Consider the following 20170-nt stretch of genomic DNA (forward strand, 5'->3'; position numbering starts at 1 on the left):
ATAAAAGTATTAAGCCAATCTCATTTTGAAGTCCTGATAGCCGAACTCGCGAACCACTTCGCAATCGCCATCTTTTCTTTTCACTGCGATGGCTGGCAGCGGCATGCCGTTAAATGTATTGGTTTTGACCATGGAGTAGATCGCCATGTCCTCAAATACCAATCTGTCACCCGTTTTGAGCGGTTGATCAAATGAATAATCTCCGATCACATCACCTGACAGGCAAGTTTGTCCCCCCAGACGATACAGATGGGCTTTCTCCCCTGCTTCTCCCGAACCGATAAGCGGCGGGCGATACGGCATTTCCAGCACGTCCGGCATGTGGCATGTTGCCGAGGTATCCAGAATGGCAATGTCCATACCGTTCTTGTGGAAATCGAGCACAGACGTCACCAGGAAGCCCGCGTTCAGCGCAACCGCTTCGCCCGGCTCCAGATATACCTCCAGGCCATATTTTTCCTGCATGCGTTTGATGCAAGCTTCCAGTCTTGGAATGTCATAATCCTCGCGTGTGATGTGGTGTCCACCGCCGAAATTGATCCATTCCATTTGTGGCAGCCATTGTCCAAACTTCTCTTCTACCGCATTCAGTGTCGTTTCCAGATCATCTGAATTTTGCTGGCACAACGTATGGAAATGCAGTCCGGAGACTCCTTCCAACAGCTCTACACGGAAATCCTCTTGTTTGGCACCAAAACGGGAACCAGGAGCACATGGATCGTAAATCTCATGCCCCTCCTGAGTAGAGCATTCAGGGTTAATACGCAGGCCTACTTTTCGACCAGCCTGAAGCGCTTTGCCCTTAAATTTCTCCAGTTGGGAGAAAGAATTGAAGATAATATGATCTGAAATCGAAAGGATTTCATCGATCTCATCTTCACGATAGGCCGGGGCAAAGACATGGTTCTCTTTGCCCATCTCCTCATGACCCAGGCGGGCTTCATACAGCCCGCTTGCCGTTGCACCGCTCAGATATTCTCCAATGAGCGGATACATCGTGGTCATGGAAAATGCTTTCTGAGCCAGCACGATTTTGGCTCCTGTACGTTGCATGACACCGTTCAGGATTTTGAGATTTCTTTCGATAAGTCCTTCGTCAACAACAAAACATGGTGTCGGTAATTGCTCAAACCGCATCTTAACGAACAAGCTCCGATTCTTTGGCTTCTTCTGGCAGTTCGTCAACGAGTACTGGGTTGAAGTCTTCAACCCATGGGAGACCCCATTTGTTCAACTCTTCCATGAATGGATCTGGGTTGAACTCTTCAACATTGTATACGCCTGGTTTGTTCCATTTACCAGTCATCACCATTGCTGCACCAATCATGGCTGGAACACCTGTTGTGTAAGAGATGGCTTGGGAACCCACTTCTTTGTAGCACTCTTGGTGATCACAAATGTTGTAAACGTAGTACGTTTTATCTTTGCCGTCTTTTTTACCTTTGAAAATGCAGCCGATGTTCGTTTTGCCCACAGTACGTGGTCCAAGGGACGCCGGATCTGGCAGTACCGCCTTCAGGAATTGCAGCGGAATGATTTGTTTGCCTTCGTATTCGATAGGTTCGATCGAAGTCATGCCCACATTTTCAAGTGCTTTCAAGTGCGTAAGGTAGCTTTGACCAAATGTCATGAAGAAACGGATGCGTTTCAGTCCAGGCATGTTTTTAGCCAGGGACTCCAGCTCTTCATGATAAAGCAGGTACATGTCTTTCTCGCCAACTTCTTTGAAGTCATAGACACGTTTAATTTCCATTGGTTTCGTTTCGATCCATTCACCTTTTTCCCAGTATCTTCCGTTAGCCGAAACTTCGCGGATGTTGATTTCAGGGTTGAAGTTGGTTGCGAACGGATAGCCGTGATCTCCACCATTGCAGTCGAGAATGTCAATATATTCAATCTCGTCAAAGTAATGTTTCAGAGCATAAGCAGAGAATACACCAGTAACACCTGGGTCAAATCCACTGCCAAGCAGAGCTGTAATTCCCGCTTTTTCAAAGCGCTCTTTGTAATCCCATTGCCATTTGTATTCGAATTTTGCCGTATCTTCCGGCTCATAGTTCGCTGTATCCATGTAGTTCGTTTTCGTTGCAAGGCAAGCATCCATGATTGTCAGGTCTTGGTAAGGCAATGCCAGGTTCATGACGAGATCCGGTTTAACTTCGTTGATGAGGGCGATCAGTTCGTCAACGTTGTCGGCATCCACTTGAGCTGTCGTAATTTTTGTTTTGCCGCCGTCCAGCTTGGCTTTAAGATCGTCACATTTGGATTTCGTACGACTTGCGATGCAGATTTCCTCGAATACTTCGCTGTTTTGAACGCATTTATGAACTGCTACTGAAGCTACGCCGCCGGCGCCGATGATTAGTGCTTTTCCCATTTTCCATTCTCCTAACCCAATATGAATTTTTTTAAAATTAACTTCATTATTTTTCTCATTTTTCAACTTTTCGCCCGTTCTGAACCAACAAAAAAAGCAAGGTGAAAAATGCCCCAAACGCGCATCATCACACTTGCTTGTCGATATACATCATTAAAAAGACGCAAAGTTCCCATAACTAAAAAAGTTCAAAAGAACTCCTCTAGCGGAAAGCTTCTTCATGTATATCAATATCAGATCAGAGTCTATATAGCAAATAATTCGCCTTTACCACTCTTATTGACCGTTTCACAAGTTGATGTGCAGATGCACTGGTTGTAAAGTAACCAACTTATAAAATTTGAGCTTTTAACTCAATCAATAAGGCAACATAAGTTGCCAATCGGCGTTTGACCCGGCTGTCCGTATGGCCTTAACTTCCTTAAGAGAAGTGGTCAAAAATTATCTGCTGGAAAGACCTGATTTATGTTGATATATCTGCTTTCCAAAATCACAGGTCTTACAATATCAGATACATTGAAAAAAATCAAGCGATCTCTAAAAATTTATTTATTCATCATTTTGGAACACACATTTCGCTCTTAGGCATATCTGATTATAATGGCAAATCTTTAAATAGTTACTGCCTAATGTATCCAGCTCTTTCTCAATTTTCAAACTGACATGTCAGCGATAACGATGTGTAACATGGAAGTTGGATTATCCTAAAATAGATTGATTTAGGTAGAATAATCCTTTAGTTTTGTATGTCGAATATAAGTTATTACGAGAAGTTAAGCAAAAATATAAAGCTCCCAAAAATATTTTCTTTCGACTTGAAATTTTATACATTTTTGATATAGAGATATGATATATTTGGTATGTAATTTAAAATATATCCCAGAAAAGAGGATCTTATGAAAAAAGCCGTTTTGCTATTTGCTGCAATTTTCATGTTTTTGCTTTCCAGCGCTCCATCAGCATCTGCAGCTGGAGACCGCCTCATTTATGACATCATGTATAACAATTCGATTCCTCTCGTATCCAACAACGTCAGGTTTTCACTGCAATACAGCGTCTACGGCGACCTACAGCTCTGGGATAACCGCACACACACGATGTTATGGAACACCAAGACCAATGACACGAGAATAAATCATTTCAAGATTGATTATTGGAGTGGAAAACTCGTGCTCCAGGATCCCCAAAACACACCTTACTGGACGTCAGACAACAAGGCATGGTCTACATCGTACTATGGAGCGGACAATCTGCCACCCAACCTCAGGGGTAACGTGCTCATCGTTCAAAACGACGGCAATTTGGTGCTGTACAATACAGAAACACCGAGTGCAGGCTGGTATCCTGTCTGGGCTTCTAATACAGGAGGCCATTAAGGTCTATTGTACTGGAGTACAAGCTGTTAATCGAAGCTTCAATTGACTGATGCTTACCCTCATTTCTTTACGGTAATATAAATACACTCCACACAGTATAAACGTGTGCGAGTGTATTTTTTTGTAATGTGAATGTTTAAACTGCAATGACGCATACTCTTTCATTCGTATCTGTGTGTATCTTACTCTCTTACACTCCAACTTCTCCGATCATTTGCCGCTCAATCTTCTTCATCTCATAAAAATAACCTTCTTGCTCCATTAACTCCGTATAGGAGCCCGCTTCCACTACCCTTCCCTGTTCCATCACCACAATCCGATCCATCTCTTCAAGGCCAGTAAGCCGATGACAGATTAGTAGAAGCGTATCCTCGGCTGCTTGTGCATAGAGATGTTTCATCACACGTTCTTCTGTAACGTAATCCATTGAGGAAGTAGGTTCATCGAGAAGCCATAACCGTCCCTTGCGAAGCATGGCCCGTGCCAGAGCCAGCCTCTGCTTCTCACCGTCCGACAGGTTTTCCCCTTTTTCATAGACTACATCAGTCAATGATGTATTGGGCAGTTGCACTTTTGCTAGCACATCCAATAGTTGCTCGTCCGAATGTTCATCATCATTCAACAGCAGGTTATCCCGGATCGTTCCCCGGAAGAAATGACTTTGCTGCAAGACAACATTGGCCGTTTGCCAAATGCTCGCCTCATCCAGTTCCTTCACCGAAATGTCATTTAAACGGATCTCCCCTGTTGTAGGCGTTCGCAGTTTAAGCAGTAGTTCAATAATCGTTGATTTGCCTGATCCGCTCGGTCCGACAATCGCCGTTTTGGAGCCGGGTAAAATATGCAGCGAAATGTCCTTTAACGCCGGTCTCCACTCCCCTTCATATTGAAACGTAACATTGGAGAGATCAAGCGAAACAGCCTGATTGCCAGATAACGCGCCTTTTGGCTGCGTAGACACAGACTGCCTATCAGAGGTCTGTATGGTTTCCGTCAGTCGCTTGGCTGCGTGTTCGCTATCCTGCTTATACAAAGGTAATGTCGCCATTGCCGCAGCCTCTTCGAAAACGGTTAGTGAGGCCATAACCAGCATTGCAAGAAACACGCCAGCAAGCGCTCCATCCATAATCAGATAAGCACCAAGTGTCAGCACGACCCAGGAAATAAGGAACGTAACCAAAGCATGCATGGATTGCCCACGCAGTAGGTGTCCGGCAGCCCGTTGCTGCTGGACCGTCAACGCAGCAGAAGCCTGCTGCAGCTGTTGCTCCCGTTGAGCCAGTTGTCCGTACACTTTCAAATCCCGGAACCCATACAATACTTCGGTGACTTCTGTGGAAAGCAGCGCCCGTTGCTCGCGAACGTGTCCATGTATTTTTCGCTGCCCAAGCAAGACTATTCCCGGTACAACCAATGTCGTTGTGAGCATGCCTACTACAAACAAAACCGCAATCCAGAATGAAAAAGCAGAAGTAAACAACACTGTCGCCAAAAAGACCATAACAACAATAATCGGTGGATAAGCGACGCGCAAAAAATAATGTTGCAGGCTCTCCACATCCCCAACAATGCGGGCTAGCAGGTCCCCGCTTCGCTTTTTGTTCAATATACCCGGCGTCAAAGGAATGAGTCGGGCAAAAAAGGATGTACGCAAACGGCTAAGCATGGAGAATGTCGCCCGGTGGGAATACAAACGCTCGCCGTAACGACTCGCCGCCCGAAGCAGTCCAAGCAGCTTGACCAGCGAGGTGAGTACAATTAAGGTGTACAGCGGGGGCGCAAAGACTGTTTGCGAAATCAGATATCCGCTCGCCGAGAAGAGGGCCACTCCTGCTATCCCCGCAATAAACCCACCTAGAATAGAAAGGATAATATCCTTGCGCTCCTGAATCATGGCTTTGGACAAAATCGCTAGCTCATTCATGCCAAGCCCCCCTTTCGTTGAACATCAATCATCTCGGCATACTGGGGTAGACGCGCCATAAGCTCTTCATGGCGTCCCGTATCCACTAACACACCATCGTCCATAAACAATATGCGATCGACATGTTGAATCGTATATAATCGGTGAGCCACTGTAATCATCGTCGCGGTATCTGCCAATGTGGCAATGGAACGTTGCAGTATCTGCTCCGTGCGCAAATCCAGTCCCACCGTAGGTTCATCAAACAATATGATGGAAGGCCGCTTCAAAAAAGCTCTTGCCAAAGCAAGTCGTTGCTTTTCCCCACCAGACAGTCCTCGACCTCCTTCACCAACCAAGGTATCGAAGCCATGCTCCAATTGGGCAGCAACTTCAGCAAGCCCGGCATCCTCAGCCGCCTGCTCAATTTCAGTCCTGGACACGTTCCGGCCCGCACCAATCGCAATGTTCTCAGCAAATGTACCTGCAAAAATATACGGATGCTGTGTAATGTAGCTCACATGTTCGAACCATGCAGCCTCATCATATTCGGATAGGGGTTGTCCATCTACCAGAACCTCTCCTGATTCTGGCTTCAGCAAACCCGCAATGAGATGGAGCAACGTCGTTTTTCCTGAGCCGCTTTTGCCGACAATGGCAATGTGTTCTCCTGGATCAAGCTGTGCTCGACCAGTCTCAAGGTCGAATGATTCGGGCGCATAACGAAATCGGAGATGGTTCAATATAATGGACGGCGGCATGGAACCGTCATTGGAACGGTGCATTTGTAATGTCCCTATCCCGTTTTCCCTTTCCACCCGATCCATGTTAACGACCTCGTCAATTCCATCCGATGTACCTATTCCTTCTTTGCTATCTGCCGATTTGTTCTCCCCAGCTGTTTCCTCAAGCATCTGCTCTACCTTACGAACCGCTCCCATACTTGTTCGCCCGCTGTGAAAAGCTGTTCCCGTATTTTTCAACAGACTGTAGAACTCGGGAACGAGCAGCAGCACGAGAAACGCAGTGTGGAACGACATCGATTTGAATACAAGCAGCTGGATTGCTAGTTCAAGAGCGACGATACCGATGCTTAGCATTACAATCGATTCCAGCATGAACGTATTGGTAAACGCAATCCGCAAAATGCCCATCGTGGCATCGCGGTACCCCAGGCTGGTGCGTTCAATCTCCTGCTGCTGACGGTGAGCCCGTCCAAATATTTTCAACGAAACCAGCCCTTGAAGAGAGTCCAGGAACGTACCGGAAAACTCGGCCAGCTGCGCATATTTCTCCTCTGATTTGTTCTTCGTCTTCAGTCCCACCAAAATCATGAACAAGGGGATAAACGGGGCCGTAAACAGCATAATAAAGCCTGAATTGGCATGCTGCATAAACGTTACCACCAAAATCAGAATTGGAATGATGGCAGCCTCCATCATGCGTGGCATATACAGACTGAAATAACTGTCAGCCTCATCCACAGCATCCAGAGCAACACTGACCTTTCCGCCTGTTTGTCCACGAAGGGTTGATGGCATCGACGCATGGGTCAAATTTTTCAGCACGGCTGCCCGCATATTCGTCTTGGCACTGGAAGCCATATGCAAACCAACTTTTCCGTTCCCATAAGACAACCCTGTACGTACGACCATGACAGCCATGAGTATCCCGAGCAGCATGACGACCGACGAAAGGGAAGCCTTCTCCACGAAAATCCGTTGTACTGCTTCAGCAAGCAGCGCAGCCTGACTTACAATCGCTGCACCCAGCGCAAGTGAAATCACTGCAAGGAGCACGAGTCGTTTTCGTTGCCCAGACATTTGTTGAGAGATCAGGCTTGTTTTCCTCTTCATGTAAGCTCTCCTCCTTTCTATGAACCTGTGAGATTACTCCCTTACATCGCATAATGAATTCAATTTATTTTTTTCCCTTTACATAATCCGCATCAAACAGAAACAGTTTGAAAACCAGAATCAAGGAAGGAATCAACATACACATGCCACCGATAAACACAACCACCAGTGCGAAGCCCATCGCTGGTGAGGTTACACTGTTTTGAATTGTAATGAACGGATCAAGGATATAAGGATATTGACCAATTCCGTAAGCGAAAAAGGCACAGAAAAATTGCAGCATGATACATATAAACGCTAATCCGTAGCGGCGTCCGTTATAGATCAGCCACATCGCAATCATGAAGAATGCAACGGAAAGTGCAAGCAACCACCATAAATCCATCATATTTTGAAAATGTCGCTCATTGTGCTGTCCCAAATAAATAAATGCAGTCAGTGCGATGATGATCGTCGGTGTGCTCCAGAACAGGGCATAGGTCCGTACCAGCTTCAATGCAGAGTGATCCTCTGCCCGCGATGCATAAAAGGCTAGAAATGAGCTGCTAATGAACAATACGGACACAATCGCCAGTCCAACAATGCTCCATGATAACGGATTGGTAAACAGCGTCCAGTAATCCAGAGAAACCGTCGAACCTTGCTTCACGATAAAACCACCTTCAGACAGCGTTAGCGCCACTGATAGCGAAGCTGGAATCAGCAATCCCGAAGCTCCATATAGAAACAGATACACGATGTTATTTTTGGAACCATAGTTCTCAAAGGCATAAAACGACCCACGAATGGCGAGCAAAATGACCGCAATGCTTCCCGGTACGAGCAGCGCTGATCCGTAATAATAAGCCGTGTCGGGAAAGAATCCAACAATGCCAATGTAGAAAAAGACAAAAAATACATTCGTAATCTCCCATACCGGTGATAAATAACGGGAGATCAGACGATTAATCAGGTGATCCTGTTTCGTCAAGCGTGCATAAAAGGCAAAGAAACCCGCCCCGAAATCAATGGAGGCAACAATTAAATAGCCATACAAGAACAGCCAGAGTACCGAAATGCCAATCAGTTCGTAACTCATGTACGCTCACCCTTTTCTGTAGACGGATTGCGCTTCTCCTTCATCCATTTCTCCATCTCGACTTCTGCCGGATTATTGTTGAACAAACGTCTTAGTACGAGAACACACATGACTCCCAGAACGATGTAGAGAAGCAGGAAGAAGAAAAAGATCATTCTGATGCTGGGTGATGAAGTGGCTGCTTCCTCCACACGCATATATCCTCGGATAATCCACGGCTGTCGTCCCAGTTCAGCATAGAACCAGCCCAGCTCAACTCCGAGAAAAGCCATCGGTGCGCCTAGCGCTATGATCCCAAGCAGCCACTTATTCAGCTCATTGCGCTTTTTCCAGAATACAAACAGGAAATACAGAACTGAAATAGCCAGCAGCGTAAATCCGATTCCGGCCATTAAATCAAACAGGTAGTGAACGAGCAGCGGCGGCCATTCGTCCTTCGGAAACTCCTCCAGTCCGGTTACCTCTGCATTAAAGTCACTAAAGGCCAGGAAGCTGAGCAGTTTCGGCAGGTGAAGAGCTCCTATAATTTCATGCTCTGCATTCAGCCATCCCAATAAAATCAAATCCGCGCCACTTTCTGTCTCAAAATGCCATTCTGCCGCTGCAAGTTTCTCCGGCTGATGCTCGGCCAAAAACTTGGCGGACACATCTCCCGCTAACGTGTTCAGTAAGCCGAACAGCAGAACCACCGCCATCATGAGATTCAAGGCTTTTTTGTGGTATGCAGATGCCCCTTTTCTCAGCAGCGAGAAGGCTGCAATTCCGGCTAACAGGGCAGCTCCTGTCAAATATGCTGAGCTTAATACATGAAACACCTTGGAGAACGTCGCCGTATTCAGCATCGCCTCCACTGGGTTAACCGCTGTGAATTGGCCTGCTTCCATGACAAAGCCTCCAGGCTGGTTCATGAAGCCGTTCACCGTCGTAATAAACACAGCCGACATACCTGCACCGGTGACGATTGGAATCGTCAGCAGCCAGTGAATGTACGGATTTTTGAATCGATCCCAGGTATACAAATAAATGCCCAGGAAAATGGCTTCAAAAAAGAACGCAAACACTTCCATGAATAGTGGGAGTGCAATGACATTGCCTGCCAGTTTCATAAAATTCGGCCACACCAGGGCCAGTTGCAGTGAAATCGCTGTACCGGTCACCACACCAACCGCCACAGAAATGACAAACCCTCTTGACCACCTCTTCGCCATCAGTGTGTAATGGGGGTCCTTCTTGCGAATCCCCATGAATTCTGCAATTGCGATCATTAGAGGTATACCGACGCCAAGTGTCGCAAAAATAGCGTGGAAGCCCAGCGTCATACCTGTCACCAGCTTGCTCCACATCACCGTATCGATTGCCATTGTTTACTGCCTCCTTTCAAACTCTGTTCGATTTTCGTACTGATTTGAATCTTTTAATTATTAGGTCAGTCAGCCCTTGGACTGCGTTCTTTATCAGGTTGATAGAAGCCCCACTAGACTGGTTCAGAGTTTATCTACAAACCGTTCCTCCATCGTTGTATGTACAAAGAGAATTTTTTCACAAAGTAAGTGACGAAGGAGCTTTACCACACCATCATTGTGCATTGCTACACATAGTTATTGGACTGAGCATGGGTTGGCGAGCTGTGTTTTACCTGATACTGAAGGGCCAAAGTACTTAACAGGACCTAATAGTTAAAATTATTATATCTTTGTGAATTAGCAATTCAATCACTGACACGTCTTCGTCCCTAAATGTTCAAGAAAGGATCAACTCTTTCTGACAACTCGGTGAAAAGCATAAAAAGCACCCAAAGGGGCTATTGATTCATTAGGCACAACCGTGGTATTGCGATTTTCAATTCTACTATGCTTGCAAGATGTTCGGGAAAAATAAAACAAAAGAAGCCGCTCGTATAGTGAGCGACTTCTCGACTTTTTTTGTTCATAAGTCTGCAAAGCTTCAATTCCGTTGCTGTACGGTCTCCTCCAGCCATTGCTGCAAAGGAATATCCTTAGTCAACTCACCGAGCAAAATGTGACTGAATATACCTTCCTGATCTATGATCATGGTCGCTGGCAACCCGGTGATACGATACAGACCGGAGACCTTTCCGGTCACATCAATGATAACAGGGAAATCGAATTGCTGTTTCTCCATAAATTCACGAATGGTGCCCTTCGCTTCCCCCACGTTGACAAACAGAGCCTCTACATCGTTTTGATACGTCTGAGCAATCTGCTTAATCATTGGCATTTCCCTCACACAGGGCGTACACCATGAAGCCCAGAAGTTAATCATGACGACTTTGCCCCGATAATCGGAGAGCTTCACCTGTTCTCCGTCTGAATTAACCGCAGTGAATTCAGGAGCAGTTGCACCGGCTTCAATGGCACCGGTTATTTTGGGCTCAGATGATGAAGTCCCCTGATAAATTGCCCACGCAGCGACCAGCACAGCAGCCATTCCAATCAGGATGGTAAACAAACGTATCATTTTCAAACTCATTTTCGCACTATTTTTTTTCAATAAGTTCACCTTCATTTTTAGCCAAGACTATGATGAAATGCAGCATGAAGCGACCCGAACTGTTGACGAAAGTCCTCAGTAGAGCCATCTCCCACATTACGTCCTTGGTTCATAAAAACAATGTGATCGGCAACATCATCTGCGATCTCAAGCTGGTGGGTGGAGAACACAACCATATGCCCTTCCTCCTTGATCTGTTTTATCAGATTTGCAAACTCCTGCATCCAGAAGGGGTCCAGTCCATTCGTCGGCTCATCCATGATCAGCAGCGGAGGCTTGGACAGCAGAGCCTGGGCAAATAACACACGCTGCCGCATACCTTTGGAAAAGGTCGTGACCCGTTTCTTTTTTTGATCGGCCAAGCCTACCATGGTTAGCACTTCCGTTACTCGCGCTTTAGGCACTTTCCTTAACGCCGCCCAGAACTGGAGCGCCTCCTCTGCCGTCAAACCCTGGTTGAAATGATAATCATCCGGCATATATCCGATCTGTTCCGAATATCGCTTTCGTTCTTTGGACCAGCGCATATTGTTTACAATGATTTCACCCGAGGTAGGTTGAAGAATACCTGCAAGCATACGCAGAACGGTGCTTTTTCCGGCCCCATTTCCGCCGCATAAGGCAAGCACATGACCGGAAGAAACGCGAAAGGATATATCTTCAACAATCTGTTGTTTTTTTATGGATTTACACAGTCCAACAATCTCTGTTTCCACATTATCCATGGGAACGTCCCCTTTCCCATATCCCGTATACTGCCACGATAGAACATGTAATCCACAGCAGACATATCCCCATAAAGATCCAGCTCCCGCTCGATGGATGTACCCAATCTACCCACTGATAATATTCAGGTCCCAGTATCGAGCCCCCGCCAAGTTTGATCACCACAAACAAACGTACCAACTCAGCCGGATTGATGAAGGTTAGAACGGTGAGTAAGGGTTTTACCCACTGATACGGCATGAGTCCCAGCACGGAAATTAGAAGCGTGGGCCACCCGATCAAAGCAAAAAACCAAACGGATACCGATATCGTTAACGCTTGCCAGCGATTTTTGGATAACGAACCGATGAACAGTGCAATAGTCAGAAATAGCAACACCAGTCCGCAGGAGAATACCAGAAACAAAAGATATGTCTTAACATCTAAAGGGCTACCCACCCATCCGCTAAGAAGTCCCATCAGGCCATATCCGAATGTAACTATCGTCATTAATACAACCGACAGCCCCAGATATTTGCCAACAATAAAAGACATCGTGCCGATGGGGTAAGTGGACAACAGCTGCCAGCTGCCCTCTTCCTTTTCAGAAGTCAACGAGAACGAGCCCAGAAAGAGGGTCATCAGCGGCAACAGATAAAGAATAAGATTTAACATGGAACCTGTAGTGCCAGAGTATCCTGCTACAAAATTCTGAGAATTGATGATTAACAAATTCAGACTAAACACGCAGAAAAGAATCAAAAATGAATATGCCCAAGGGTTGCGAAATCCCATTTTCATTTCTCGTCGGACGACTTGTACCATATCTCCCATCATGCATCACCATCTTCATTGGTCATTACTTGTGGCCTGATTCTTCCGTTGATTCGCTTTCTCCATGTGTTTCTTCATGCACGCCTTCACCCATTCCCTCCTCGGAATGCCCATGCTCCCCCATCATATCCATCGTCTCTGTGTTTTGTTTCCAGTCGTGGGAGGCGAGGTCTTCAGCGGTCATAATGGTTCCCACACCCTGCTCGGCAACAAAAGCTTCGGCAGATGGTTTATCCTTAAAATTGAGGATGCCGTAAGCCATCGGTGTACGCAGTGAAGCATCATATACATAAGTGGCTTTGCTGTACTCAATCCATTCCTTGTCATTATAATCACGAACAAAATCCATCCCGATGTTATCTGTTCCGTTCTCTTCTTTCCACTGATGCATACAACCAATGTCATCAAATTTATAATTTTTACCGTCTTTCGTGGTAAGCTGCGTGGCATAGGCATCATCTTTCACCTGCATTTTGCAAATGGCACAGATATCCACGTCTTCATTGATAGGCAATGCCTCGTATTTTTTTCCGCAAGCTGTTAATAACAGCACCCCAAAGAGAAGTACCATAACTGTTTTCCAATGTGTTTTCATTCTCATTTTCGTAATACCCCCATATTGATCATAATAAAAGTGGCCAGGCCCAGCAGAATGCATCCGATGATCCAAACCCCGGTTATCTCTTTGACCACTTGTGTACCTACCTTCGTCGTCTGTGATACCGCTTCCATGCTCATTAATGGCGATCTGTCGCTTGTCCACTCTGCCTTGCCTTCCGTAAACAAGTTGCTCATAAAGATCATGCCTGGAGATTGAAAGAAAAGCTGATAGGCCGAATTCCGGTTGACCACTTGCTCATAAAAAGGATTAATTCCATAGGACAGTTCACTAATTCCATCATCGTTCAGGTCAAGACCTTGAAAGGAATCCCAGAAGTTTTCCTTCATCTCATTGTTCCGGCTGTCCATCGCTGAAGCTTCAATCACATTCGAAACAAATTGGTTTCTGGTAAACTGATTATCCTCCGCAAGAACGAGCTGAATTCCGATGAAATTCCGGAGCACCGCATTGCCGCGAATTTCATTTCCTGAGGATTCAGCAATGTTCATGCCAACACGGTTACCCTCCACGACATTGTTATGAACCGAGGATTGCTGTACGTCATACAACAAAATCCCTTGTGAATGCACATTTTCGTTCTGTTTGCGAAAAGAGTTTCCCGATACGACCGTATTCTTGACGCCCATGACCATGGCTCCGGTACTGTTGTTCTCTCCAACATTGTCCACAACAGAAGAGCCATCGATATACATACAATGAATGCCATACCTGGTATGTAACAGCGTGTTAGCCTTAACCGTAAGATTGCGACTGTTCTCCAGATATATACCATCCCGCATGCCCGTAATTTTGTTGTCTTCGATGTGGGTACGATGGGAATTGTACAGATCAATGCCATTCCCCTTTTGACCACTGGAAGCAGACTCCGGTCCAGCCCATGAAATAGTATTGCTATGTATGAGCCCATCGACAGAACCCCGCAGCACGATTCCAAAACTTTGACTCTGAATATCCAGGCCCGTGATCTCTACTCGATCTCCTTCAACCTGAATCGCTGCAGTGGGTTCATTTGTTAAGTGTCGTACCGTGAAACCCTGCAATGTCACTCCATCTGAACGAATGGTAATGGTGGATTCAGCATCCGTATTCAATACCAATACGGATGAGTCCCCTCGAATGGATATATTCTTGTCTATACTTACGGGACCAGAATAAATACCCGTCTCAAGTACAAGCACTTCTCCAGGTCTAGAACCATCAATGATTGGCTGGAGTGGAATAGCATCTTTGGTTTCAGGAGCAGCATTTGCAGTGTCCAGCGGGTAAGATAGCGGGATCAACAGTATCCCTATAAGCAGCAATATGCTCAGGACAATCCGTTCGCGAAACATCATAACCTCCTTCATGAAACACACTGCTCATAGTGTACATAAAAACAAATTTTTACCATATAGCTCAAGCTAGCTATAGAGCTGGACGTTTTGTGTCCAAATTGTGAGGTCATTGTGGTAAAAGTAGAAAAATCACATCCACTTAACATGAAAATAGAAAGAACACACGGATATAGTAAAAAAAGCTTATTACAGACGATTATGGTCTGTAATAAGCCCTTGCTCCAATGCATAACGTGTCAGTTGAACACGATTTTGAACCTGCAGTTTTTGCAAAATGTTTTTTAAATGATTCTTGACGGTATACTCTGAAATTGTATAATTCACAGCGATTTCTTTGTTCGTCCATCCTGCAGCCACGCCATACAGAATATCCTTTTCCCTTGTCGTTAGTGGAACGTCAGGTTCTTTTTTCTCCGTGAGTGAGACATCCTTCAGGATTTGGTAAGCCACCTCGCGGCTCAATGGAGCTTCTTCTGTAACGATGGAATGAAGATATTCCAGCCACATGGAGGGTTCAAGGTTTTTGAGCAGATAACCCTGAGCTCCCCGTTTCAACGCTTCCAGAAGGTGTAGTACATCATCCGAGACGGTAATCATGACAATTTTCACATAAGGAAACGCCAATTTGATCCGCTGTGTTGCTTCAAGACCGTTCATAATTGGCATCTGAATGTCCATGAGGATTAGATCGGGAAGCCACTGTTCTGTATAATCAATCGCTTGTTGACCGTCCGACACGACGCCAATCACTTCGAAGCTGGGGTCCATGGATAAAATTTCACATATGGCTTCTCTCGCATGAGCGTGATCGTCTACAACAAGTACGCGAGTATGACTCATAACATCTCACCATCCTTTGAAAATTCGACAACAGTAAGCTGCTGCTCCCTTCGGAATTGCATGTTATAGTTCAGCTCATTCATCCGCTCTCTCATGATTTTCAGTCCATATCGATCCTTTCGTTCAAAGGGATTCATCTCAAATCCTTTTCCATTATCTCGAATCGTGATATTCCAGCACTTCTTGTGCCCATTTCCCTGAATCCATCCTTGGGAAGCTGATGCATGCTTTTGAATATTAAAGAGAGCTTCCCGAATACAAGCGAGCAGTTCTACTTTCTCTTTGTCAGTAAATGCATCATCCGGGATGCTCCAATCCAGTTCGATTCGGACGGGGATATCTTTGGCAATTCTTCGAATTTGACCAAGTAGTGTGACCGATTCGTTCGTAGTGAAGGTATTGTCAACGTTAGGATCATAACGTAAATCGGCAATGGCCTGACGCACATAACGATTGACTTCATGAACCGTTTTCTTGATCGAATACACATCGTCCAACTGTTGATCCAACTTGGCTTGTTCCTCTAAACGCCCCACTTTTACCGATAATAAAAAAAGGGATTGGGCGATTCCATCATGGAGTTCCTTGGCCATCTTTTCACGAGATTCCAATGCGGCTTTGGCTTCACGCTCATGCTCCAGCTCTTTTTGAATACGTTCCAAAATCAGAAACAGCCGAGTTAACAACGTTATACTCACGACATATACAATGACAGGCGTAAGCCAGTTGCCCAAATTCATTGATATGTAGGGGAGCAGAAACTGATGTCGTACATACTCCCACAGTCCAACGGTCAAGGTGGGAATGAGCAAGATCATCCACTTGATTTGTTTGTAAGACATATTCTCCTCCTGAACTGCAAGATAAGAATCAGTGAGGCAAACGAAGAATATAACCGAACCCCCACAGGGTTTGAATCAGATCTTCCCGATTCGGCACATACTCGGATAGTTTGTCACGCAACCGTTTCACATGGGTATCTACAGTCCGATAATCCAGATCTTCCTCATGCTCCACTTTCCAAACAATTCTCAGCAAATCCTGCCTAGAGAATGCTATTTCCGAGTGTGTCGCCAGATGATAAAGCAAATCAAATTCTTTGGGAGTCATATGAATCTCCACTTGTCCTACTGTGACTCTACGGGAAGTTGGATTGATTAGAATGGAGGAAATCAACACCTCGCTCGCTGAATGATCTTTTGGCGCAGGTTCGATTAATCCGTTATAACGAGCCATCATAGTTTTAATACGTAGCACAACCTCCCTCGGACTGAATGGTTTCATGACAAAGTCATCCGCCCCTGCTTTGAAAGCTTCAAGCCGATCAGTTTCTTCTGACTTGGCTGTCAGAAACATGACGGGTATGCTTAAGTTGGTCCTAAGATAATGGCATATTTCAATTCCCTTAATATCGGGAAGAATCCAATCGAGAATGATCAAGGCATAAGAACCGTGATGAAGCTGCCCAAGGGCTTGCCAGCCTAGCGAAGCCTCCTCAACGATAAATTGTTCTTTCTCCAAATACATGCGAAGAAGTCTTCGGACCCGTTCATCATCATCTACAATCAATATTCTATTTTGCTGCAGGGTCCCGTTCATGTCTTACCTCCAAATCTTTGCGATATTCTGGTTATTTTCTTAGTTTCTCATTGTAAAGCCTCAAGCCAGTGAGTGAACTTGATGTAATCAGCATACCTTCAACGTACTCAAAAGGCATGACTCCATAGAGCCATGCCTTTAATAATCTATCTCTGAATTGTAGACAATGTATGAACGATTATGTCCAGGCTTATTTCTTGCCAGTGACGGCTGCTACCACATCGTCTGCCACCTTGCCGTCTGCAATTGGGCCGGACATCATCCAATGTCTGGCTGACACTTTGAACACATGGTTGTCCTTCACAGCAGGCATCGTTTTCCATACATGAAGTTTCTCAACTTCCGTTGCAACGGCACTGTTTTCATTGAACTCTTCTTCCGTGCTAATCGATCCTCCGTAGATGGCAAACACATAATCAGCTCCAATAGAAGGCAGCTTCTCTAGAGATGTCGTGACTCCCCAATCGTCCTTAGTATCCTTCTGGAGTGCTGCAACGCTTTCGTCTGGATTTAACCCCAATTCAGTGTAGATAAGTGGAGCGAAGCTCGGAAAGAACACCTGCAGATCCTTGTCCGATGGACGCATGAAGACAACTGTTTTGTCCGGGCCCACAGCCGAAATGATATCTTCCTTGGCCTGTTTCAGTTTGTCGGTGTTCGCCTGAAGCACCTCCTGTGCTTTATCTTCCAAGCCCGTTGCCTTTCCTATTTCCACAATGGTTTTCTCCCAATCATCCGGTGAATAGGCAATGGTTGGCGCAATCTTGCTCAGTTCCTCATACGCTTTGTCATCAATGGCGTTTCGCTGAACCACGATAAGATCGGGCTGGGTTGCCAGAATGGCTTCCAGATTCGGATTGAAATCCGCATTTCCAGCGAGCGGAATGTTCAGTGCTTTGAGCTGGTCATCCAAGTAGTAGCCATCAAAGTCGTATGCATAGACCATCGGTACACCCAGGGACAATGTAAGATCCTCCAGACCAAATACGGCAACACGTTTTGGATGCAGCGGAACTTCCGTTTTGCCCATGGCATGTTCGATGACCTGAGTCTGAGGCTCTTCGGCAGTTTGAGTCGCTGCGCTTGCGTTTGTCTTGGTCGTTTCTGTTGTGGCTTGCTCTCCTGCTGTATTTGTTTTATTTCCGCAGGCAACAACCATAAGTGAAAGAACCAATAGCAGGAGCATCAATCCTGCAAATCCGCGTTTCCTTCCATGTGTAGCCTTTTTTGAACGATCTCTTCTAAAGAGATCATTATTTTCTGTGTGAGACATGAGTTCCCCTCCGCATTTCTGTATTGAGAATGATTATCACATGATGATTATACAGATGTTCCTCAGCGAAGAAAATAGAAGAAGATGTCTACTTTCGCCCATTACCGGGCACTAAATAGCAAGTTTACTTCCTGAAGCAGAAGTTCATGCCGATTGGCTGTATGTTCCAGGATCGGTTCGCTTAACCAATGTCCTCCCTGTGTCAGATAGACTTGTCGGTTTCGTACGGCATGCAGCTGTTTCCAGCTTTCCGCATGTTGAAGCCTCTCCCACACCATCAGGGAATGATGGTCCTTCATAACACTAACGATGATGACGTCCGCATCGAATGCAGCAAGCTGTTCGGCTTCCACGTATCTGGTAAATTCGATCTGATCCACACCCGAAGCCGCGGCAATCTTCAAATCGTCATAAAATACGGTTCCTGCTCTTCTACCCCAGATCTGAATGCCCCGGGGAGACACACTTAATGCGATTAGCTTACCTTGTTGAAACGAATGAGGAATATAATGAAGAACCGTTTCCACCTTTTCCTCATATCGAAGAAGCCATCTTTCACTTTCATTCTCCCGATCCAAAAAACGGGCCGTTCGCCGCAGATGTTGCCGCCAATCCTCTCCGTGCCAACTTAGAAACAACACCGGTGCGATGTGCCGCAGCTTCTCTTTCTCCTCTTCGGGGATCATCTCGTCCAATGCAACAATCCGGTCTGGCCTGGCCCGCATCAATGCTTTGAGGTTGAAATCATAGTCGTGGCTGAGTGCTACCTTGACATCATAACGATATTTCCGACGGTAATCATCTGTCCAAAACTGATCAATGGGCGCTGCGAAGGGGATGATTTGCAGGGTCAGCAAATGCCCGATATTGGGCCAGCTGTACGCGGCTGTTTTGCATTTCCTGTTCGCAATATATGTACGAGGCGGTAATCCCACCTGCTTTTTGAATTGGCTGCTGAAATAGTGTTGGTCCTTGAAACCTGCCAACAGAGCAATGTCCTTCAGTGGTTGTCCTGCTTCCATCAGACGTTTGGCCTCGTTGGTGCGAATCTCTGCCAGATAGTCCATCGAACTCTGACCGAACTTCTCTTTGAATGATCTCATGAAATAATAGCGGCTCATGCCCGCTTCATCGGCCAGGTCGTCGACTGTGATTGTATCCTGATAGTGATGCAGCATGTATTTCCGTGCTCTCTCGAGTGCGTTCTCGTGTTGGTTCTGCTTCTTGAACAGAAGATGCAGCAGGTCCTGGAAACCTGCTTGGCTTGCGAAACGATCTGTTGAATCACCGGTATGCCAGTAACAGACGATTTTTTCGCAAAGTTGCTGCACCTGTGCATCTGGAAACGTGATTGGCCTACCAAGCTCCGTCAACAAATGCTCAGAGGACACCTTCTGTCCTTCATATGGAATGATGCCGATATGAATCCGGTATATGATCTGCTCTCCATCCGCTAAATAAACGGTCTCGACCCGTTGGCCTGGTAATACTAAATGGGCACTATTTGGAACGAACGGATGCGGTATGCCATCAATGACGATTTTGCCGTGACGATTTGCAGCAACAAGAATGACATGATCTGGTGTTTCTTCGTATACCAAACGATAGGCCTTGTCGACCGAATCCTTGAATACGTTCTTTAATCCATACCATGCGAGATCTGCTGCTGTCTGTCCTTCACCCTCTGGGTGATTTTGTTGTAAATGTGTCATCATAGCGCATCCCTCTTTTCGAATCTTCTTCAAAATTCTAAATGATAACAATTCTCAATGTCAATCATAATTCTCTCATGCACCAAATATCGTGTCTTCGAATATGGATATCTACTAAGCCACAAATTTTTTAAACCTAGTAATAGAGCC

17 protein-coding genes and 1 pseudogene are annotated in these 20170 nt (G+C 45.7%); 1 reads left to right on the forward strand and 17 read right to left on the reverse strand.

The window, feature by feature from the left end:
• Window positions 1-9 precede the first annotated feature (9 nt).
• Both nspC and PTQ21_RS23835 read right to left on the reverse strand, forming a co-directional pair.
• On the reverse strand, window positions 10-1137 hold the full coding sequence (gene nspC / locus PTQ21_RS23830; protein ID WP_063562778.1) for a carboxynorspermidine decarboxylase: 1128 nt from the start codon (window positions 1135-1137) through the stop codon (window positions 10-12).
• Between the two features lies 1 nt (window position 1138).
• Entirely contained in the window at window positions 1139-2377 is a 1239-nt protein-coding gene (locus tag PTQ21_RS23835; protein ID WP_063562779.1) for a saccharopine dehydrogenase family protein, read from the reverse strand.
• An 896-nt stretch (window positions 2378-3273) separates the two neighbouring features.
• Between PTQ21_RS23835 and PTQ21_RS23840 the strand changes: the two genes are divergently transcribed.
• Entirely contained in the window at window positions 3274-3753 is a 480-nt protein-coding gene (locus PTQ21_RS23840) for an immunoglobulin domain-containing protein (RefSeq protein WP_063562780.1), read from the forward strand.
• 190 nt (window positions 3754-3943) lie between these two features.
• On the opposite strand, the gene cydC is transcribed toward PTQ21_RS23840, so the two are convergent.
• The 15 genes and pseudogenes from cydC to PTQ21_RS31515 all read right to left on the reverse strand — a co-directional run.
• Window positions 3944-5677, reverse strand: coding sequence for a thiol reductant ABC exporter subunit CydC (gene cydC, locus PTQ21_RS23845; protein WP_274567396.1), 1734 nt, complete (start codon window positions 5675-5677; stop codon window positions 3944-3946).
• Entirely contained in the window at window positions 5674-7512 is a 1839-nt protein-coding gene (gene cydD, locus PTQ21_RS23850) for a thiol reductant ABC exporter subunit CydD (protein WP_274567397.1), read from the reverse strand. The genes cydC and cydD overlap by 4 nt, the downstream gene beginning before the upstream one ends.
• Before the next feature lie 64 nt (window positions 7513-7576).
• Window positions 7577-8590, reverse strand: coding sequence for a cytochrome d ubiquinol oxidase subunit II (locus PTQ21_RS23855; RefSeq protein WP_063562783.1), 1014 nt, complete (start codon window positions 8588-8590; stop codon window positions 7577-7579).
• Window positions 8587-9951, reverse strand: a complete 1365-nt coding sequence (locus PTQ21_RS23860) for a cytochrome ubiquinol oxidase subunit I (protein WP_063562784.1) — start codon at window positions 9949-9951, stop codon at window positions 8587-8589. The genes PTQ21_RS23855 and PTQ21_RS23860 overlap by 4 nt, the downstream gene beginning before the upstream one ends.
• Before the next feature lie 583 nt (window positions 9952-10534).
• Window positions 10535-11080, reverse strand: a complete 546-nt coding sequence (locus PTQ21_RS23865; RefSeq protein WP_063563189.1) for a TlpA family protein disulfide reductase — start codon at window positions 11078-11080, stop codon at window positions 10535-10537.
• Window positions 11081-11118: 38 nt separating this feature from the next.
• Entirely contained in the window at window positions 11119-11826 is a 708-nt protein-coding gene (ccmA, locus tag PTQ21_RS23870; RefSeq protein ID WP_063562785.1) for a heme ABC exporter ATP-binding protein CcmA, read from the reverse strand.
• Window positions 11819-12640 carry an ABC transporter permease gene (locus tag PTQ21_RS23875; protein WP_274570561.1) on the reverse strand — a complete coding sequence of 274 codons (822 nt, stop codon included), beginning with the start codon at window positions 12638-12640 and terminating at the stop codon, window positions 11819-11821. The genes ccmA and PTQ21_RS23875 overlap by 8 nt, the downstream gene beginning before the upstream one ends.
• Before the next feature lie 25 nt (window positions 12641-12665).
• Window positions 12666-13235, reverse strand: coding sequence for a nitrous oxide reductase accessory protein NosL (locus PTQ21_RS23880; RefSeq protein WP_371129237.1), 570 nt, complete (start codon window positions 13233-13235; stop codon window positions 12666-12668).
• 2 nt (window positions 13236-13237) lie between these two features.
• Window positions 13238-14596 (reverse strand): right-handed parallel beta-helix repeat-containing protein, encoded by a 1359-nt coding sequence (locus tag PTQ21_RS23885; RefSeq protein WP_274567398.1) that lies wholly within the window; start codon window positions 14594-14596, stop codon window positions 13238-13240.
• A gap of 186 nt (window positions 14597-14782) precedes the next feature.
• Complete coding sequence (locus PTQ21_RS23890) at window positions 14783-15436, reverse strand: response regulator (RefSeq protein WP_063562787.1); 654 nt, start codon at window positions 15434-15436, stop codon at window positions 14783-14785.
• Window positions 15433-16278 carry a sensor histidine kinase gene (locus tag PTQ21_RS23895; protein WP_063562788.1) on the reverse strand — a complete coding sequence of 282 codons (846 nt, stop codon included), beginning with the start codon at window positions 16276-16278 and terminating at the stop codon, window positions 15433-15435. Before PTQ21_RS23895 ends, PTQ21_RS23890 begins: the two co-directional genes overlap by 4 nt.
• A gap of 28 nt (window positions 16279-16306) precedes the next feature.
• Window positions 16307-17035, reverse strand: coding sequence for a response regulator transcription factor (locus PTQ21_RS23900; protein WP_063562789.1), 729 nt, complete (start codon window positions 17033-17035; stop codon window positions 16307-16309).
• A 190-nt stretch (window positions 17036-17225) separates the two neighbouring features.
• The gene (locus PTQ21_RS23905) at window positions 17226-18308 is read right to left on the reverse strand and encodes an ABC transporter substrate-binding protein (protein WP_274567399.1); all 1083 of its coding nucleotides are present in this window, start codon (window positions 18306-18308) and stop codon (window positions 17226-17228) included.
• Between the two features lie 101 nt (window positions 18309-18409).
• Window positions 18410-19165 (reverse strand): ABC transporter substrate-binding protein, encoded by a 756-nt coding sequence (locus PTQ21_RS31510; protein ID WP_371129238.1) that lies wholly within the window; start codon window positions 19163-19165, stop codon window positions 18410-18412.
• Window positions 19166-19261: 96 nt separating this feature from the next.
• Window positions 19262-20023: pseudogene (locus tag PTQ21_RS31515) on the reverse strand (helix-turn-helix transcriptional regulator); the annotation flags it as partial.
• Window positions 20024-20170 lie beyond the last annotated feature (147 nt).

Origin of the sequence: Paenibacillus marchantiae (genome assembly GCF_028771845.1) — a bacterium.
Lineage (GTDB): Bacteria > Bacillota > Bacilli > Paenibacillales > Paenibacillaceae > Paenibacillus > Paenibacillus marchantiae.

Bases quoted from the DNA above. Each gene is read 5' to 3' on its own strand.
- PTQ21_RS23885 (WP_274567398.1), bottom strand. From the start codon at position 14,596: ATGATGTTTCGCGAACGGATTGTCCTGAGCATATTGCTGCTTATAGGG.
- cydC (WP_274567396.1), bottom strand. From the start codon at position 5,677: ATGAATGAGCTAGCGATTTTGTCCAAAGCCATGATTCAGGAGCGCAAG.
- PTQ21_RS23855 (WP_063562783.1), bottom strand. From the start codon at position 8,590: ATGAGTTACGAACTGATTGGCATTTCGGTACTCTGGCTGTTCTTGTAT.
- PTQ21_RS23905 (WP_274567399.1), bottom strand. From the start codon at position 18,308: ATGTCTCACACAGAAAATAATGATCTCTTTAGAAGAGATCGTTCAAAA.
- PTQ21_RS23860 (WP_063562784.1), bottom strand. From the start codon at position 9,951: ATGGCAATCGATACGGTGATGTGGAGCAAGCTGGTGACAGGTATGACG.
- PTQ21_RS23900 (WP_063562789.1), bottom strand. From the start codon at position 17,035: ATGAACGGGACCCTGCAGCAAAATAGAATATTGATTGTAGATGATGAT.
- PTQ21_RS23835 (WP_063562779.1), bottom strand. From the start codon at position 2,377: ATGGGAAAAGCACTAATCATCGGCGCCGGCGGCGTAGCTTCAGTAGCA.
- PTQ21_RS23880 (WP_371129237.1), bottom strand. From the start codon at position 13,235: ATGAAAACACATTGGAAAACAGTTATGGTACTTCTCTTTGGGGTGCTG.
- PTQ21_RS23840 (WP_063562780.1), top strand. From the start codon at position 3,274: ATGAAAAAAGCCGTTTTGCTATTTGCTGCAATTTTCATGTTTTTGCTT.
- PTQ21_RS23875 (WP_274570561.1), bottom strand. From the start codon at position 12,640: ATGGGAGATATGGTACAAGTCGTCCGACGAGAAATGAAAATGGGATTT.
- PTQ21_RS23865 (WP_063563189.1), bottom strand. From the start codon at position 11,080: ATGAGTTTGAAAATGATACGTTTGTTTACCATCCTGATTGGAATGGCT.
- nspC (WP_063562778.1), bottom strand. From the start codon at position 1,137: ATGCGGTTTGAGCAATTACCGACACCATGTTTTGTTGTTGACGAAGGA.
- PTQ21_RS23890 (WP_063562787.1), bottom strand. From the start codon at position 15,436: ATGAGTCATACTCGCGTACTTGTTGTAGACGATCACGCTCATGCGAGA.
- cydD (WP_274567397.1), bottom strand. From the start codon at position 7,512: ATGAAGAGGAAAACAAGCCTGATCTCTCAACAAATGTCTGGGCAACGA.
- ccmA (WP_063562785.1), bottom strand. From the start codon at position 11,826: ATGGATAATGTGGAAACAGAGATTGTTGGACTGTGTAAATCCATAAAA.
- PTQ21_RS23895 (WP_063562788.1), bottom strand. From the start codon at position 16,278: ATGTCTTACAAACAAATCAAGTGGATGATCTTGCTCATTCCCACCTTG.